The sequence below is a fragment of the Brevundimonas sp. NPDC055311 genome (genome assembly GCF_053645695.1).
The window spans coordinates 861,756-877,036 of sequence record NZ_JBSHMV010000002.1; the positions used below are offsets into that span (position 1 = coordinate 861,756).

At 71.0% G+C, this 15,281-nt stretch carries 15 protein-coding genes; 7 read left to right on the plus strand and 8 right to left on the minus strand.

Translation table 11 applies throughout. The features are described 5' to 3' along the window. Positions 1 to 5 precede the first annotated feature (5 nt). A complete protein-coding gene (locus tag ACWIDZ_RS09920) occupies positions 6 to 902 on the plus strand; it encodes a 4-(cytidine 5'-diphospho)-2-C-methyl-D-erythritol kinase (RefSeq protein WP_453989511.1) in 897 nt (298 codons plus the stop codon). Between the two features lie 34 nt (positions 903 to 936). Continuing rightward, entirely contained in the window at positions 937 to 1,830 is an 894-nt protein-coding gene (locus ACWIDZ_RS09925) for a hypothetical protein (RefSeq protein WP_453989512.1), read from the plus strand. Here ACWIDZ_RS09925 and ACWIDZ_RS09930 read toward each other — a convergent pair. Continuing rightward, entirely contained in the window at positions 1,827 to 2,576 is a 750-nt protein-coding gene (locus ACWIDZ_RS09930; RefSeq protein WP_453989513.1) for a polysaccharide deacetylase family protein, read from the minus strand. The genes ACWIDZ_RS09925 and ACWIDZ_RS09930 overlap by 4 nt on opposite strands. Before the next feature lie 111 nt (positions 2,577 to 2,687). On the opposite strand from ACWIDZ_RS09930, the gene ACWIDZ_RS09935 reads away from it, so the two are divergent. Together ACWIDZ_RS09935 and glyS are read left to right on the plus strand one after the other, a co-directional pair. Continuing rightward, on the plus strand, positions 2,688 to 3,587 hold the full coding sequence (locus tag ACWIDZ_RS09935) for a glycine--tRNA ligase subunit alpha (RefSeq protein ID WP_234287923.1): 900 nt from the start codon (positions 2,688 to 2,690) through the stop codon (positions 3,585 to 3,587). Next, positions 3,587 to 5,647 (plus strand): glycine--tRNA ligase subunit beta, encoded by a 2,061-nt coding sequence (gene glyS / locus ACWIDZ_RS09940; protein WP_453989514.1) that lies wholly within the window; start codon positions 3,587 to 3,589, stop codon positions 5,645 to 5,647. The genes ACWIDZ_RS09935 and glyS overlap by 1 nt, the downstream gene beginning before the upstream one ends. Before the next feature lie 154 nt (positions 5,648 to 5,801). Here glyS and ACWIDZ_RS09945 read toward each other — a convergent pair whose 3' ends face one another. From ACWIDZ_RS09945 to ACWIDZ_RS09965, 5 genes are all read right to left on the minus strand, one after another. Continuing rightward, positions 5,802 to 6,227 carry an acyl-CoA thioesterase gene (locus ACWIDZ_RS09945; protein ID WP_088410192.1) on the minus strand — a complete coding sequence of 142 codons (426 nt, stop codon included), beginning with the start codon at positions 6,225 to 6,227 and terminating at the stop codon, positions 5,802 to 5,804. Positions 6,228 to 6,233: 6 nt separating this feature from the next. Further along, the gene (grxD, locus tag ACWIDZ_RS09950; protein ID WP_291777723.1) at positions 6,234 to 6,584 is read right to left on the minus strand and encodes a Grx4 family monothiol glutaredoxin; all 351 of its coding nucleotides are present in this window, start codon (positions 6,582 to 6,584) and stop codon (positions 6,234 to 6,236) included. 85 nt (positions 6,585 to 6,669) lie between these two features. Further along, the gene (locus tag ACWIDZ_RS09955) at positions 6,670 to 7,947 is read right to left on the minus strand and encodes a hypothetical protein (protein ID WP_453989515.1); all 1,278 of its coding nucleotides are present in this window, start codon (positions 7,945 to 7,947) and stop codon (positions 6,670 to 6,672) included. A gap of 103 nt (positions 7,948 to 8,050) precedes the next feature. Further along, entirely contained in the window at positions 8,051 to 8,419 is a 369-nt protein-coding gene (locus ACWIDZ_RS09960; RefSeq protein WP_453989516.1) for a hypothetical protein, read from the minus strand. Between the two features lie 119 nt (positions 8,420 to 8,538). Further along, positions 8,539 to 9,453, minus strand: coding sequence for a LysR family transcriptional regulator (locus ACWIDZ_RS09965; RefSeq protein WP_453989517.1), 915 nt, complete (start codon positions 9,451 to 9,453; stop codon positions 8,539 to 8,541). Between the two features lie 56 nt (positions 9,454 to 9,509). Between ACWIDZ_RS09965 and ACWIDZ_RS09970 the strand changes: the two genes are divergently transcribed. After that, positions 9,510 to 10,658 (plus strand): MFS transporter, encoded by a 1,149-nt coding sequence (locus ACWIDZ_RS09970; protein WP_453989518.1) that lies wholly within the window; start codon positions 9,510 to 9,512, stop codon positions 10,656 to 10,658. On the opposite strand, the gene yczR is transcribed toward ACWIDZ_RS09970, so the two are convergent. After that, positions 10,655 to 12,109, minus strand: coding sequence for a MocR-like transcription factor YczR (gene yczR, locus ACWIDZ_RS09975; RefSeq protein ID WP_453989519.1), 1,455 nt, complete (start codon positions 12,107 to 12,109; stop codon positions 10,655 to 10,657). The genes ACWIDZ_RS09970 and yczR overlap by 4 nt on opposite strands. A 67-nt stretch (positions 12,110 to 12,176) precedes the next feature. Here yczR and yczE point away from each other — a divergent pair, with 67 nt between their 5' ends. Together yczE and ACWIDZ_RS09985 are read left to right on the plus strand one after the other, a co-directional pair. Further along, complete coding sequence (yczE, locus tag ACWIDZ_RS09980) at positions 12,177 to 12,776, plus strand: membrane protein YczE (protein WP_453989520.1); 600 nt, start codon at positions 12,177 to 12,179, stop codon at positions 12,774 to 12,776. Between the two features lie 77 nt (positions 12,777 to 12,853). Then, positions 12,854 to 13,618, plus strand: coding sequence for an SDR family oxidoreductase (locus ACWIDZ_RS09985; RefSeq protein ID WP_453989521.1), 765 nt, complete (start codon positions 12,854 to 12,856; stop codon positions 13,616 to 13,618). Positions 13,619 to 13,621: 3 nt separating this feature from the next. Here ACWIDZ_RS09985 and ACWIDZ_RS09990 read toward each other — a convergent pair whose 3' ends face one another. Beyond that, on the minus strand, positions 13,622 to 15,250 hold the full coding sequence (locus ACWIDZ_RS09990; protein WP_453989522.1) for a peptide chain release factor 3: 1,629 nt from the start codon (positions 15,248 to 15,250) through the stop codon (positions 13,622 to 13,624). Positions 15,251 to 15,281: the final 31 nt, after the last annotated feature.

Genomic DNA, 15,281 nt, shown 5'->3' on the forward strand with positions numbered 1-15,281 from the left:
CCGCCATGTCTGTTTCCGACGCTCTGAGCGGCCTGGCGCCGGCCAAGATCAATCTGTTGCTGCATGTCGGGCCGGTGCAGGCCGACGGCTATCACCCCCTGGTCAGCCTGGCCGCCTTCGCCGACGTCGGCGACCGGGTGACGGTGCGCCGCGCCGAGACCCTGTCCCTGACGGTCGAGGGGCCGTTCGCGGCGGGTCTGGACGGGCAGGGGGACAATCTGATCCTCAAGGCCCTGCGCGCCCTGGGCGAGGCGGCGGGGATCGGCGAACCGCCCGTGGCCGTGACCCTGGACAAGCGCCTGCCCATCGCGGCGGGCCTTGGCGGCGGCTCGGCGGACGCGGGGGCGGCGCTGCGGCTGACCGCGCGCCTGCTGGACCTCGACATGCCGGAGGCGGAACTGGAGCGCCTCGCTCTGGCCGCCGGGGCGGACGGCCCCATGTGCTTGCGCGCGCGTCCGGCCTGGGCGTCGGGGATCGGCGAGGTGCTGGAGGACGAACCGCGCCTGCCGACGCTGCATGGCGTGTTGCTGAACCCCGGCCTGCCGTCGCCGACGGGCGGGGTTTACCGCGCCTATGACGCGGCCCCGAAGGCGGCGGATCGACCCGCGTCGCCCGCCGACTGGTCCGCCGCCTCGGTCATCGCCTGGCTGGCGGCGCAGAGAAACGATCTGGAGGCGCCGGCCCTGGCCGTCACGCCGGGGATAGAGGAGGCGCTGGCCGCCATGCGCGCCGCGCCGGCCTGTCGCCTGACGCGGATGTCGGGATCCGGCGCGACGGTTTTCGGCCTGTTCGACGACCGGGCGGCGGCGATCGAGGCGGCCTTCGCCCTGGATCGGCCGGGCTGGTGGGCGCGGCCGGTGGTGCTGGGCGCGCCGGATATCGAACCGCGTCCGGTAATTTAACCGGATTTACAGCCCCTGCGGCCAAGCTGGCGTCATGACCCAGCTCTCGCCCGAACAGACCGCCGCCTTTGAACGCGCCCTGTCGCGCCTGTCGCCCGCCGACCGCGCCCGCGTCGAAGAGATCAAGGACGCCGCCGCCCGCGCTGCCGCCGAGGTCGCGCCGCACTGGGACTTCGAACTGGCCGCCCGCACCGTCGACGGCCTGCTGGGCGAGGGTGCGAACGACGACCAGAGGCGCGGCCTGATCGCCGCCTGGGCGCTGGAGCTGCCCGGCCGCATCGCCGCCGAGCGCCTGCCGCAGGCCGTGCTGGCGGGCTATCCGACCTATATCGACCGGCTGGCGGCCTATCTGGACAGCGGGGCGGACCCATATGATCCCGACTTCTGGGCCAAGGACGTGCGGGTATCCCTGGCGCTCAGCGTGCCGGGCAGCAACACCCAGATGCTGGATCTGTCTTCGCCCGTCGGGCCTGGGCTGGTGGTGCGGCACATGCTGGGCGGGCGCGGACCCGGCCCCCTGATCGCCTGGGGCCAGGTGGGCGGCTGGCGTCCGTGGCTTGAGACCCACACCGAGGCGCGCGACCTGTCGGATTTCAACGAAGCGGGCTGGGAACGGAACTGGGCCGCCGCCGCCGCCCTGCTGAAGACGCGGCCGGAGCTGGCGGGCGTCATCGGCTCCAGCTGGTTCTTCGATCCGCCGCTGGAGACCATCAGCCCGCGCCTGACCTATCTGCGCACCACGCCGACGAAGAACGGCGCCTTCATGATCCATCAGGGCGGCGGCGACATCCATGACGAGCGCGCCTCCGCCTCCTCGCCCACGCGCCGCGCCATGATCGAGAAGGGCGAATACGCCGCCTGCTCCTGGCTGTTGTGCTGGCCGCGCAGGCCCCTGATCCGCTGGGCCGAGGCGAAGGGCCTGATCTAGGCGTCGCGGCCCAACCGCTCCCACGCCTCGCTGACCGGCAGGATCTCCAGCCCGGCCGTTTTGGCTAGGCGGATCAGGTGGTCCAGATCCTCGGGCGTGCAGCCGTAGGGGGTGGGGGCGCTCTCGACATCATGGCCATAGGCGATCAGCCAGCCGGGCGCCTCGGCCGCGCGGGCGACCAGCGCCTCAAGATCGTAGTGGGGCAGGCGGCGCGCTTCCAGGCCGATGGCCTGCAGACTGGCCCGGTCGGCGCGTCCGGCGTTGACCCCGTCGCGCACGCCGCGTCCCAGCAGGAACCGCTCGTCGATCACCGCCTTGGCGCCCAGGGCCACGTCGCCGAACGGCCAGGCGAAGGTGGTCATGACGTGGCCGTCCAGCCGCTCGGCGACCCAGGCGGCGTTCTTCGCCAACTGGTCCGTCAGTTCGGCGGGGCTCAGGCGCAGGGCGCTGACGTGGTCGAAGGTGTGGCAGCCGACCTCGTGTCCCGCCTCATGCGCCGCCTGCAGGTGTTCGACCTCGAACTGGGCCTTGCCGATGTTCTCGCCGCCGCATAGCCCGCCCGCGACGTAATAGGTCGCCCTGATCCCGTGTTCGGCCAGGATCGGCCCGGCCTCGGTCCAGGCGCTGGCGGGGAAATCATCGAAGCTGAGGCTGAGAATCCCGCGCGCAGGCGCGACCGTCACCGGCCTGACGCCCAGGTAGCGCGCCGCCCGGCGGCGCATCTGATCGATCCGTTGCTGCATCATGGCCGCCTTCTAGCGCATCCGCGCTTGCAGAAGGGTGAAGGATTGCACCGCCTCGCCTTGCTGGCGAAGCGTGGCGGCCCTATGGTCCGCGCCTCCCGAAATCGGACCGAAATGTCGACCGTGGCCGCTGCTGAACCTCTCTCGTTTCAGGACCTGATCCTGACCCTGCACCACTATTGGAGCGAGCAGGGCTGCGCCATCCTGCAGCCCTATGACATCGAGGTCGGCGCCGGCACCCTGCACCCCGCCACCGTGCTGCGGGCGCTGGGCAAGAAGCCGTGGAAGGCCGCCTATGTCCAGCCGTCGCGCCGCCCCGGCGACGGCCGATACGGCGAGAACCCCAACCGGCTGCAGCACTATTACCAGTATCAGGTCATCCTGAAGCCGAACCCCGACAACCTGCAGGAGCTGTATCTCAACTCCCTGCGCGCCATCGGCATCGACCCCAGCCTGCATGACATCCGCTTCGTCGAGGACGACTGGGAGAACCCCACCGTCGGCGCCTGGGGCCTGGGCTGGGAGGTCTGGTGCGACGGCATGGAGGTGACGCAGTTCACCTATTTCCAGGGCGTCGGCGGCATCGAGGTCGACGTCGTCTCGGGCGAGCTGACCTACGGGCTGGAGCGTCTGGCCATGTATGTTCAGGGCGTCGACAACGTCTATGACCTGAAGTTCAACAAGGAGGGGCTCACCTATGGCGAAGTCTTCCTCGAGAACGAGCGCCAGCAGTCGGAAGCCAACTTCCACGGCTATGACGTCGCCGCGCTGAAGCGCCGCTTCGAGGACATGGAGCGCGAGGCCGCCCATTTCCTGACCATGAAGGGGCCGCAAGGCCAGCCCTTGGTCCTGCCTGCCTATGACCAGGTGCTGAAGGCCTCGCACCTGTTCAACCTGATGGACGCCCGCGGCGCCATCGCCGTCGCTGAACGCCAGAGCTACATCGGCCGCATCCGCGACCTGTGCAAAGCCTGCGCCCTCGCTCAAGTCGAACACGAACGGGCGACCGCCTGATGTCCCAGCTTCTCCTCGAAATCTTCTCCGAAGAAATCCCCGCCCGTATGCAGCCCGGCGCTGCGCGCGATCTGGAGCGCATGGCGTCCGACCGTCTGAAGGCCGCAGGCCTGATCTGGGACGCGCTGACCACCTACGCCGGGCCGCGCCGCCTGACGCTGGTCATCGACGGCCTGCCTGCCGCCACGCCCGACCGCAATGAAGAGCTGAAGGGACCGAAGACCTCGGCGCCCGCGCAGGCGCTGGAAGGCTTCCTTCGCAAGACCGGCCTGACGCAGGACCAGCTGGTCGAGCGCGACGGCGTCTGGTTCGCCGAGATCAGCAGCAAGGGCCGCGCGACCACCGAGGTCGTGGCCGAAAGCGTCGACGACATCATCCGCCACTTCCCCTGGCCCAAGTCGATGCGCTGGGGCACGGGAACCCTGCGCTGGGTGCGGCCGATCAAGCGCATTCTGGCTCTGTATGACGGGGCGGTGATCCCGTTCGAGGTGGATGGAATCCCATCGGGCGACGTGACTGAAGGCCACCGCTTCATGGGCGCGGGCCAGCCGTTCGCGGTCAAGGATTTCGCCGACTATCGCGCCAAGCTGGAGCGCAACTTCGTCCTGCTGGACGCCGCCGACCGCAAGCTGCGCATCCTCGAGGGCGCCAAGGCTGTCTGCGCGGCCAAGGGGCTGGCTCTGGTCGATGACGACGGCCTGCTGGACGAGGTGTCGGGTCTGGCCGAATGGCCGACGCCGATCCTAGGCGACATGGACCCGCAGTTCCTGGCCCTGCCGCCGGAAGTGGTCCAGCTGTCGATGAAGGTGCACCAGAAGTATTTCGCCGTGCGCGAACCGGGCAAGGAGGGGCTGGCGCCGCACTTTGTCGTCGTCGCCAACGTCGAGGCGACCGACGGCGGTGCGGCCCTGGCCGCCGGCAACGCCAAGGTGCTGTCGGCCCGCCTCAGCGACGCCGAGTTCTTCTGGACCGAGGACCAGAAGGTCGGCTTCGACGCCTGGAACGCCAAGCTGAAGGACGTCACCTTCCACGCCAAGCTGGGCACGCTGGCCGAGCGGGTGGACCGCATCGCGGCGCTGGCGCGTGAGATCGCGCCGCTGGTCGGCGCCGATCCGGCTCAGGCCGAACAGGCCGCGCGCCTGTCCAAGGCCGATCTGGCCTCGGGCATGGTGGGCGAGTTCCCGGAACTGCAGGGGATCATGGGCGGCTATTACGCTCGTCTGGCCGGTCAGCCCGACGCCGTGGCCGACGCCATCCGCGACCACTACAAGCCGCAGGGACCGGGCGACACCGTCCCGACCGCCCCGGTCACGGTCGCCGTCGCCATGGCCGAAAAGCTGGACACCCTGGTCGGCTTCTTCGCCATCGACGAAAAGCCCACGGGCTCGAAGGATCCCTATGCGCTGCGCCGCGCGGCGCTGGGCGTGATCCGGCTGGTGCTGGAGAATGGGGTGCGGGCTCCGTTGAGCAAGGTCATTCACCCGGGAGGCGTGATGATCGTCACTGGCCAGAAGCTTTCAGGGGAAACGCAGTATACTGCTGATCTTCTCGCCTTCTTCGCTGACCGCCTGACCGTCCTCCTGCGCGACAAGGGCCAGCGCCACGACCTCGTGGCGGCCGTCTTTGCGCTGGGCGACGACGATCTGGTGCGGATCGTGCGTCGGGTGGAGGCGCTGGCCGCCTTCCTGGCGACGGACGACGGGGCGAACCTGCTGGCGGGCTACAAGCGCGCCGCCCAACTGCTCAAGGCCGAGGAGAAGAAGGGGCCGCTGCCCTATGGCGCCGTCGCGACCGGTCTGCCGAACCAGCCGGCGGAAGAGACCGCCCTGGCCTTCGCCGCCGCCGCCGCCGCCTCGGCCGTGGACGCGGCGCTGGAGGCCGAGGACTTCGCCGCCGCCATGACGGCGCTGGCCGCCCTGCGCGGTCCGGTGGACGCCTTCTTCACCGCCGTCATGGTCAACTCCGACGTGGCCGAGGAGCGTGAAAACCGCCTGAAGCTGCTGGTCCAGGTGCGCGGCGTGATGAACCGGGTGGCCGACTTCGGCCAGATCGCGGGCTGATCCATCGTCCTTCTCCCCTTGTGGGAGAAGGTGGCCCGTCAGGGCCGGATGAGGGGTCTTGCGACGGTGAATGAGGGGGCGAGGCGAATGTCCCGCTACCCCTCATCCGTCTCGCTTCGCGAGCCACCTTCTCCCACAGGGGGAGAAGGGAGGTTTAGGCCGTGAACGGTCCCAGCATCTCGGCGGGAATGCGGGCGGGGCGCAGGGTCTTGGCGTCGACCAGGCACCATTCGGACAGGCCTTGCGCGCACAGGCGGCCTTCGGCGTCCTCGATGCGGACATAGCGGTTGAAGCGCGGCCCTTGCGGATCGCCGACCCAGGTGCGGGCGACGACGCCGGTCGCGTCGGGCGCGATGGCGCGCAGGTAGTCGATCTCGTGCCTCAGGGCGATCCAGGACCAGCGCGCGCGCGTCTCGTCGTCGAAGCGCGCGTTCCAGTGGGCCGTGCCCACGTCCTGCAGCCAGCCGACGTAGACGACGTTGTTGACGTGGTTGTTCTCGTCGATGTGTTCCGGCCGCACGTCCAGCGGGACGACGAAGACCTCGCGGTCCTCACGCGGTTGCAGCTGCGGCCGGGCCATCGGCGCTTAGGCCTCGCCGAGGGCGACGCCCTTCTCGGCCATCAGGGCGGCCAGTTCTCCCGACTGGAACATCTCGCGCACGATGTCCGAACCACCGACAAACTCGCCCTTCACATAGAGCTGGGGGATGGTCGGCCAGTCGGTGAAGGCCTTGATGCCTTCGCGCAGGGCTTCGTCCTGCAGCACGTCGACGCCGACGAAGGGGGCGCCCACATGGTCCAGGATCTGGACCGTCACCGAGGAGAAGCCGCAGCGCGGCGAATCCGGCGTGCCCTTCATGAAGAGCACCACGTCATGCTCGGCCACCGTCTGGGCGATGAAGGCGTGGACGGGATCGGCGGCGGTTTGTTCGGTCACTGTGTCGGAACCCTTCTGCGAAGCCCGTGAGCTAGGCGCCCAATGGGGCCGGGTCAAGGCCGGGCGGCGTCTCGGCGCCCCCCGATCAGACGGTTTGCGGGCGGGGCGCCAGACGCTCGGCGCGTTCGGCCAGGCTGGAGGCGCCGTGCTCGCGTGCGGTCTGGGCCGCCTCGGCCAGCATCAGGCCGACGGCGCGGGGCGTCTCGCCGGTCCAGCGGGCGCGGGCCAGGGCGATGCGCGCCAGGCCGATCTGCTCGGCCGCCCAGTCCAGCGGCGTAGCCGAGACCGAGGGCCGCACCAGCCGGCGCCGCAGCGACCCCTCGATCTCCAGCAGGGCCGACAGGTCGCCGACGGCGCCCGCGCGCGCGGCTTCCTGGGCCACGCGCTGCTCGTGGGCGAGGGCGCCCAGGATCAGGCCGCCGCCCTCGGTCAGGGCCTCGGCCTGGACCAGCACCAGCGGCGGCAGGGCCTCGCGCTCGGCGCGCATCACCTGGATGGCGGCCCAGTCCAGCGGGCTGTGGTCGGGGGTGAACAACTGGGCGGCGGCGTCGAACAGGGCGTGGGCCTGATCGCGGGCGGCGGCGTCCTCGGCCACGGCGGCCAGGGCGGCCATGCCCGCGCCGCACAGGGCCAGGGCGCGGGCGCGGCTCAAGGGGCGCTGTTCCGGCGAGGCGGCTTCGACCAGGGCGCGCAGGTCGCGACCCGCCTGATCCAGCAGGCGCGGGTCGCGGGCGATCAGCCCGGCTTCCAGCGTCACGACGGCGCGATCCATGCGCAGCTCGTCCTCGACCGCGCGTCCGATCTTCAGCCGCGCCAGGGCGGCGTCCAGTAGCGCCGTCGCCTCGGTCAGGTCGGGCAGGCGGCCCGACAGCAGGGCCTGACGCGCGCGCAGCCGGGCGTGCAGGGCGGCCATGGCGGCGGCCGTATCGGTGCGGCGCGCGGTCGGCAGGTCGGCCAGCAGCTCCAGCGCCGCCGTCAGCCGCTCGGGCCCGCCGCGCAGATCGAAAGCCAGCATCCCGGTTTGGGCCATGTCGAGGGCGGCGCGGATTCCCTGGTCGTCGTTGGCGGCGGCCTTGGCGGCGTCGCGTCCGGCGGCCTCGGCGCGGTCGATGCTGGCGGCGGCGCCGCAGCGACGGGCGTGCTCGCGCCACAGGGCGGCGGCGCGCAGGGCGGCGTCGTAGGGCCGGGCGCAGGAGACGCGGCCCGCGTCGACCGCCTGTTGCCGGGCCTCGACCTCGACCAGACCCGCGCCGATCAGCTCCAGCCAGCCGAGGTCGTCGCTGTCGCGCGCCTTCTCGAACAGCCGTCTCAGATCTCTGCCGAATTCGAACATGGCGCTCCAGTCGTCCCGCTTCGGGATCACGAGGGTGATCCGGGGGTCGTCCAAGCAAACGCAGCGCCGTTCGAAGGGTTCGGCTTAACCATATGACAAGAAAAATAGACGCCCGCTCGGGCGTCGCCCGACCCTAGCCCAGTCGCGGCGCGGCGCGGCGGCACCGTTGCAGGCCGGCGCGGGCGTCGGCGTCGCCGGCTGACAGGCGCCGCACGGACTGGAGCCGGGCGCGCGTCTGGTCGTTCTCGGCCGCCGTGGGATCGCGGCCCGCGACGGTCGCCGCCTGCATGGCCGCCAACGACCAATAGAGGGCGGCGTCGTAAAGCTCCCGGCCATAACGGCTTTCACCGCCTTCCAGCTCGGATCCGGCCTGGGTCAGGCCGGCGCACCGCACCGCCTCGTCATAAGAGACGAGGCGCGGGGCCGGAGCTTCGGTCCGTCCCTGGGCCTGAGACTGAGCCTGAGCCAGCGCCAGGGCGGCGGTGAAGGCGACGAAAAGCATCTGAACTCCACAGGGGGCCGCAAATTCGGCGACCCATCATGATGATGCAGCGGGGCCGATTTGCGTCCTCTTAGAGAACCACGTCCCCGCGAAGGATGAAAGACGTGTTCAGCTAAGCTTCAGGTTGCATCCGGCGCGGCGGGCATGGCGCGCCCCTGGTCCGTCAGCCAGCGCAGGAACAGCCGCCGCCCCTGCGACATCTCGCCTGCGCCCGGAATGGCCGCCACGGCGCCGTCGTCGCGCGCGAAGCCGAAGGGCGCCAGCAGCCGCCCGTCCGCCACGGCCTCGGCCGTCAGCGCCCAGGGCAGGACCGCCGCGCCCCAGCCCGCCAGGGCGCCGTCCAGGGCGAAGTGCAGGTGGGCTACGGCCCGCTCGGGCGCATCGGGCGGACGCCGCCCGGTGAGATCGGCCCAGTCCCGCCAGGCGGAAAGGTGTGTCCGCGGGACCAGGCGCGGTGCGGTCAGGGCGTCGGAACGGGCGTCTGTCTTGACCAGGGCGGGCGCGATCACCGGCCCGATCGCATTGGAGATGACGGCGACGGCCCCCAGAGCCTCGATCCGGCGCGCGTCCAGCAACCGCAGCAGCAGGTCGGCTCCGCGCCGACTGACCGCGTGCGGCGCCAGTTCGACCAGATGGACCCGCACCTGGGGGTGCAGGCGGTTGAAGTCGGCCAGGCGCGGGATCAGCCATTTGACCGCCAGGCTGGCGTTGGCGGCGACGTGCAGATCGCGCCCGGCCCCGCGCGCCTCGGCCACGGCGGCGGCGATCTGGTCGAAGGCGACGGTCAGGCCGGGCAGAAGGCCGCGCCCGGCCTCGGTCAGCGTCAGGGCGTGACGCGGCCCCTCGAATAGGCGCAGGCCCAGCTGCGTCTCCAGCGCCTTGACCTGCCGGCTGACGGCGCTGTGGGTCACGTTCAGTTCGGCCGCCGCGCGCGTGGCGCTGCCGGTGCGCGCCATGGCCTCGAAGGCGCGCAGGGCGTTCAGCGACGGCAGGGCGCCGCCGGGGGCGCCGGAGGTTGTGAGGTTTTCGAACATCCGGCGTTCGATAGGTCGCTTTCGCCAGGCGGGCAAATCCGCTGACAGAGCGCGCCATGTCGCACCTCGCCGTTTCTCGCCTGATCATTCCCGTCCTGGGCCTGGGGATGATCGTCTCCTTCGCCTCCAGCTACTACCTGCTCGGAGTCTTGGCCGAGCCTCTGGCGGCGGGCGTGGGGACGACGCCCGGCGTGGTGTTCTCGGCCCTGTCGGGGGCCTTCCTGGTCTCGGCGGCGCTCAGCCCGTTCGGCGGACGCTGGATCGACCGGCGCGGCGGGCGCGAGGTGCTGTCGGCGGCGGCCGTGATCTTCGCCCTGGCCCTGACGCTGCTGGGGCTGGCGCGCGAGCCGACGGCGATGGTCGCGGGCGTGCTGATGCTGGGCGCGGGCATGGGGGTGGGGCTGTACGGTCCGGCCTACGCCGTCCTGGTGGCCCTGCACGGCGAAGCGGCGAAGAAGCCGATCACCGCCGTCTCCCTGCTGGGCGCCTTCGGCGGCGCGCTGGGCTGGCCGCTGACGTTGCTGATGATCCAGACCCTGGGTTGGCGCGGCGCCTGTTTCGTCTGGGCGGGGGCGCATCTGCTGCTGTGCCTGCCGCTGTATGCGGCGGTGCTGCCGGATGGACGGGCCGGCGCCCGGCCGCCGGCGTCCGGCCGCGTGCGCTGGGACGGGACCATGATCCGCCTGGCGGTCCTGTTCGCCGGGGCCTGGTGGGTGGCGACGGCCATGAGCGCCCATCTGCCGCGTCTGCTGACCCGCCTGGGCCTGACGCCTGCCGAGGCGGCCCTGGCGGCCGGATTGATGGCGAGCGCGGCCATCGCCGTGCGCCTGATCGCCCTGGCGGCGCCGGGGAAGGGTTCGCCCGTCGCGGCGGCGCGGACGGCGACCCTGCTGCATCCGCTCGGCGCCCTGATCGCCTCTGTCGGGGGCAAGGGCGCGGCCGGCGCGGTCGCTCTGGGCCAGGGGGCGGGCAACGGCCTGCTGGCGGTGGCCTCGGGAGTCCTGCCGCTGCATCTGTTCGGGCGCGAGAACTACGGCGCGCGCCAGGCTCTGGTGCTGACGCCTGCGCGTTTCGTCCAGGCGGCGGCGCCGGCGCTGTACGGCCTGGTGCTGGACCGTTCGGCCAGCCTGGCCTTGCTGGTCTCCAGCGGCGTCTGCCTGGTCATGTTCGCCATGACCTTTGGCCTGAAGCGCGACGCGCCCTAAAACACGGCGGGCAGCAGCGGCTCGGGCGTCGGCTGACGCGGCGCGCTGCGGTCCAGTCCCTGCCAGGCGGCCGCCAGCCGGACCACCGCTAGGTCCAACTCCGTCTCGTCGCGGCTGAAAGGCAGGCGGATGAAGCGGTCGAAGGCGCCGTTGATCCCGAATCGCACGCCCGGCGCGATCCGCACCCCCTGATCGGGCGCGGCGATGGCCAGGCGCACGCCGTCCGGCCGGGGCAGTTCGACCCACAGAGACAGGCCGCCGTCGGGGCGGCGCGTCCGCCATTGCGGCAGATGCTCGGCCAGCCGCGCCCGCAGATGGGCCTCGCGACGCGCCAGCAGCCGCCGCCGCGCGTGCAGCGGCGCCGGGTCGCCGGTCAGCAGCATGGCGGCCGCCAACTGTTCCATCACGGGCACGCCCAGATCCAGCGACGGCCTGTGGCGCACCACCGCATCAATGACGCCGACATGGGCGCGCAGCCAGCCGACGCGCAGCCCGCCCCAATAGGGTTTGCTGGTCGAGCCTAGCCGCACGACATGGGGGCCGTGATCGACAGGCGGCGGCGCCGGGCGGTCGAACCATAGTTCGCGCAGGCTGTCGTCCAACACCAGCGTCGCCCCGACGCGGGCGGCGGCGGCGGCGACGGCGGTCTCGTCCTGGGCCGACAGGACATGGCCGGTCGGATTGTGGTGCGCGCCGATCAGATAGATCAGCCGCGGCCGGACGCGGGCGATGGCGGCCAGCATCCCGTCCATGTCCCAGCCTTGGGGCGTCATGGCGACGGGGCTGAGCGCCAGCCCGGCCTGGATCAGGGCGTCCAGCGCGTGGGGATAGCCGGGGTGCTCGACCACCGCCCGGTCGCCGGGCCGCGTCGCCGCCCGCAGCAGCAGCGCCAGCCCGCCCAGCGCGCCCGCCGTGACCACCACCTGCTGCGCCGTGGTCGCCATGCCGTCGTCGCTGTAGCGGTCGGCGACGACGCGACGCAGGGCTTCGATCCCGACCGGCTCATAGCCCGGCCCCGGCAGGTGGGCGGGCAAGGCCTCCAGCGCGCGGGCGTAGGCGGCGTGCACCTGTTCGTCGGCGGCCATGGCGGCGGAGGCCATGTCGATGACGCCGGGCGCATCGACCCGCTGCATCGGCCCGTTTAGATAGTTCGCGAGCGGCGACGCCGGGCTGGCGGGCAGGGCGGTGAAGCTGCCCGCCCCGGTCCGGCTGACGATGAAGCCGTCGGCCCTCAGCCGATCCAGGGCGGCGCTGACGGTGATGCGGCTGACGCCCAGGGTCGCGGCCAGCCGCCGCTCTCCGGGCAGGCGCGCGTTCAGCGACAGCCGCCCGTCCAGGATGATCAGCTTCAGCGCCTCGGCCAGGCGGCGATACGCCGGCTCGCCGTCCGGCCTGCGCCAGCCGTCCAGCTGACGCGACAGGGAGGCGGCGTTGACCAGGGTGTCGCGCATAAGGCCACCCTCTTTAGATTGGCCCTATAAAGCAAGGCCGATTTGGTGGCTTATGGCGCCCATGTTCATGCGTCGTTTCATTCAGCTTCAGCTGGGCCTGTGCCTGTATGGCGTGGCCGCCGCCCTGATGGTGCGCTCCAACCTCGGGCTGGACCCGTGGAACGTCTTTCATCAGGGCCTGTCCCTGCGGACGGGCATCAGCCTGGGGACCGCCTCGATCATCATGGGCGTCCTAGTGATGCTGGCCTGGATTCCGCTGCGTCAGAAGCCGGGGCTGGGCACGCTGTTCAACATCTTCGTCATCGGCCTGTCGATGGATGCGGCCCTGGCCCTCCTGCCCGAGATCACGGGCCTGCCGCTGCGACTGGCCTTCATGACGATGGGCGTGGTCCTGACCGCCATGGGCGGGGCCGCCTATATCGGCGCCGGCATGGGCACGGGGCCGCGCGACGGCCTGATGATCGGCCTCAACCAGCGGCTGGGCTGGTCGATACGCGTGTCGCGTATGCTGATCGAGGTCAGCGTCCTGACCGGAGGCTGGTTGCTGGGCGGCTCGGTCGGCCTGGGCACGGTGGTCTTCGCCGTGGGCATCGGCCCGCTGATCCAGATCTTCCTGCCGTGGTTCCAGGCGCTGGGACGCGAGACCCGCGTAGCGCCCTCGACCTGAACGCCGAGTCCGAACCTCGCCAGACCACGCCCTGAAGGCATGAAAGGAAGGCGGCCTCTTTCACGCACGAGGTCGTCATGCCCGCACTCACCGACAAGGTCGCCGTCATCACCGGAGCCAGCTCCGGCATCGGCGCCGCCGCCGCTCGTTTGTTCGCGCGCGAAGGCGCGGCGGTGGTCGTCACCGCCCGGCGCCAGGCCGAGCTTCTGGCCCTGGTCGCCGAGATCGAGGCCGAGGGCGGCCGCGCTGTCGCCGTCTCCGGCGATATCCGCGACGAGGCTCTGGCCGAGCGGCTGGCAAGCACGGCGGTCGAGCGGTTCGGCGGACTCGACATCGCCCTGAACAATGCGGGAGCGACCGGCGCCAATGAGCCTACGCCCGAGATCGCGCTGGACCGCTGGTGCGACACCCTGGACCTCAACCTGACCGCCGCCTTCCTGGGCGCCAAGCACCAGATCCCGGCCATGCTGGCGCGCGGCGGCGGGTCGCTGATCTTCACCTCGACCTTTGTCGGCCACGCCATCGGCATGCCGGGCATGGCGGCCTATGGCGCAGCCAAGGCGGGGCTGGTCGGCCTGTCGCGCGTCATCGCCGCCGAGTTCGGAGCGCAAGGGCTGCGCAGCAACTGCCTGCTGCCCGGCGGCACCGACACCGAGGCGGGGCGCGAGTTCGCCCATACGCCCGAGATCATCGCCTTCGTCGAGGGAATGCACGCCCTGAAGCGGATGGCGAGCCCCGAAGAGATCGCCCGTGCCGCCCTGTTCCTGGCCTCCGACGCCTCCAGCTTCATGACCGGCACGGCCATGCTGGTCGACGGCGGGGTGTCGATCAGCAAGACCTGAGGGTCAGCCCCGCTCCTTGGTCTTGGTGAAGGCCACCTTGGGGAAGCGTTCGGAGACATAGCCCGTCTCCCAGGCCGACTTGGCCAGGAAGACCGGGTTCTGGTCGATGTCGGTCGCCATCTGGGGCCGATACTTCCCGGCGAAGTCCTCCAGGTCGGCCTTGGCGCCTGACACCCAACGGGCTTCGGCGTAGGGCGACGGCTCGAAAATGACGTCCAGACCGTATTCCTCGCCCAGACGATCGGCCATGACCTCGAACTGCAGCTGGCCTACGGCGCCGACGATGAAGTCCGCGCCCAGTTCCGGGCGGAACAGCTGGGTCACGCCTTCCTCGGCCAGACCGACCAGCGCCTTCTGCAGGTGCTTGGCCTTCAGCGGATCCTTGACGCGGACGCGCTGCAGGATTTCCGGCGCGAAGTTGGGCAGGCCGGCGAAGCGCACCAGACCGCTTTCCGACAGGCTGTCGCCGACGCGCAGCACGCCGTGGTTCGGAATGCCGATGACGTCGCCCGCATAGGCCTCTTCGGCCAGTTCTCGATCCGAGGCGAAGAACATGATGGGGGCGTTCACCGACAGCTGCTTGCCGGTGTTCTGGACCTTCAGCTTCATGCCGCGTTTGAAGCTGCCCGAGGCCATGCGGAACATGGCGATGCGGTCGCGGTGGTTGGGGTCCATGTTGGCCTGGACTTTGAAGACGAAGCCGGTGACTTCGTCCGTGCTCGGCTCGACCGTGATGTCTTCGGGCGCGGGGGCGTTGCGGGTTTCGGGCGGCGCCTCCTTGCGGGCGCTCATCGTCTTGGGCGGCGGCGCCCATTCGCCGATGGCCTTCAGCAGTTCCTCGATGCCGAAGTGGCGCAGGGCCGAGCCCCACAGCACAGGCGTCATGTGCCCTTCCAGGAAGGCCTGATGGTCGAACGGCTTGTAGCCCGCCTCGACCAGCTCCAGCGCATCGACCATGTCGGCCCGCTCCGTGCCCTCGAAGTAGGACGCGGCGTCGTCGAAGGGCAGGGGGGCGGGGTGTTCGCCGTCGTTGTCGGCGGTCTTGCGGGTGTAGGGCTGGAACCGGCCCTGACCGCCGACCTCGGCCAGGCCGCGCAGGCGGTTGCCGCTCTCGGCCGGCCACCAGATGGGCGAGGGGTCCAACTGCAGACGCGATGCGATCTCGTCCAGCAGGGCCATCGGGTCCTGCGCCTCGCGGTCCAGCTTGTTGATGAAGGTGATGATCGGGATATCGCGCAGGCGGCAGACCTCGAACAGCTTCAGCGTCTGCGGCTCGATGCCCTTGGCGGCGTCCAGCACCATGATGGCGCAGTCGGCGGCGGTCAGGGTGCGATAGGTGTCTTCCGAGAAGTCCTCGTGCCCCGGCGTGTCCAGCAGGTTGAACATCTTGCCGTCGTGCTCGAACGTCATGACCGAGGCGGTGACCGAAATGCCCCGTTCCTTCTCGATCTTCATCCAGTCCGAGCGCGCCCGGCGGTTCTCGCCGCGCGCCTTGACCGCGCCCGCCGCGCGCACGGCGCCGCCCGCCAGCAGGATATGCTCGGTCAGGGTCGTCTTGCCCGCGTCCGGGTGGGCGATGATGGCGAAGGTCCTGCGGCGCAGGGCCTCCTGGGCGAGAGTCAGTTTGGACATGGAGCTTCCTTCAGGACGCGCGACCTAGCGC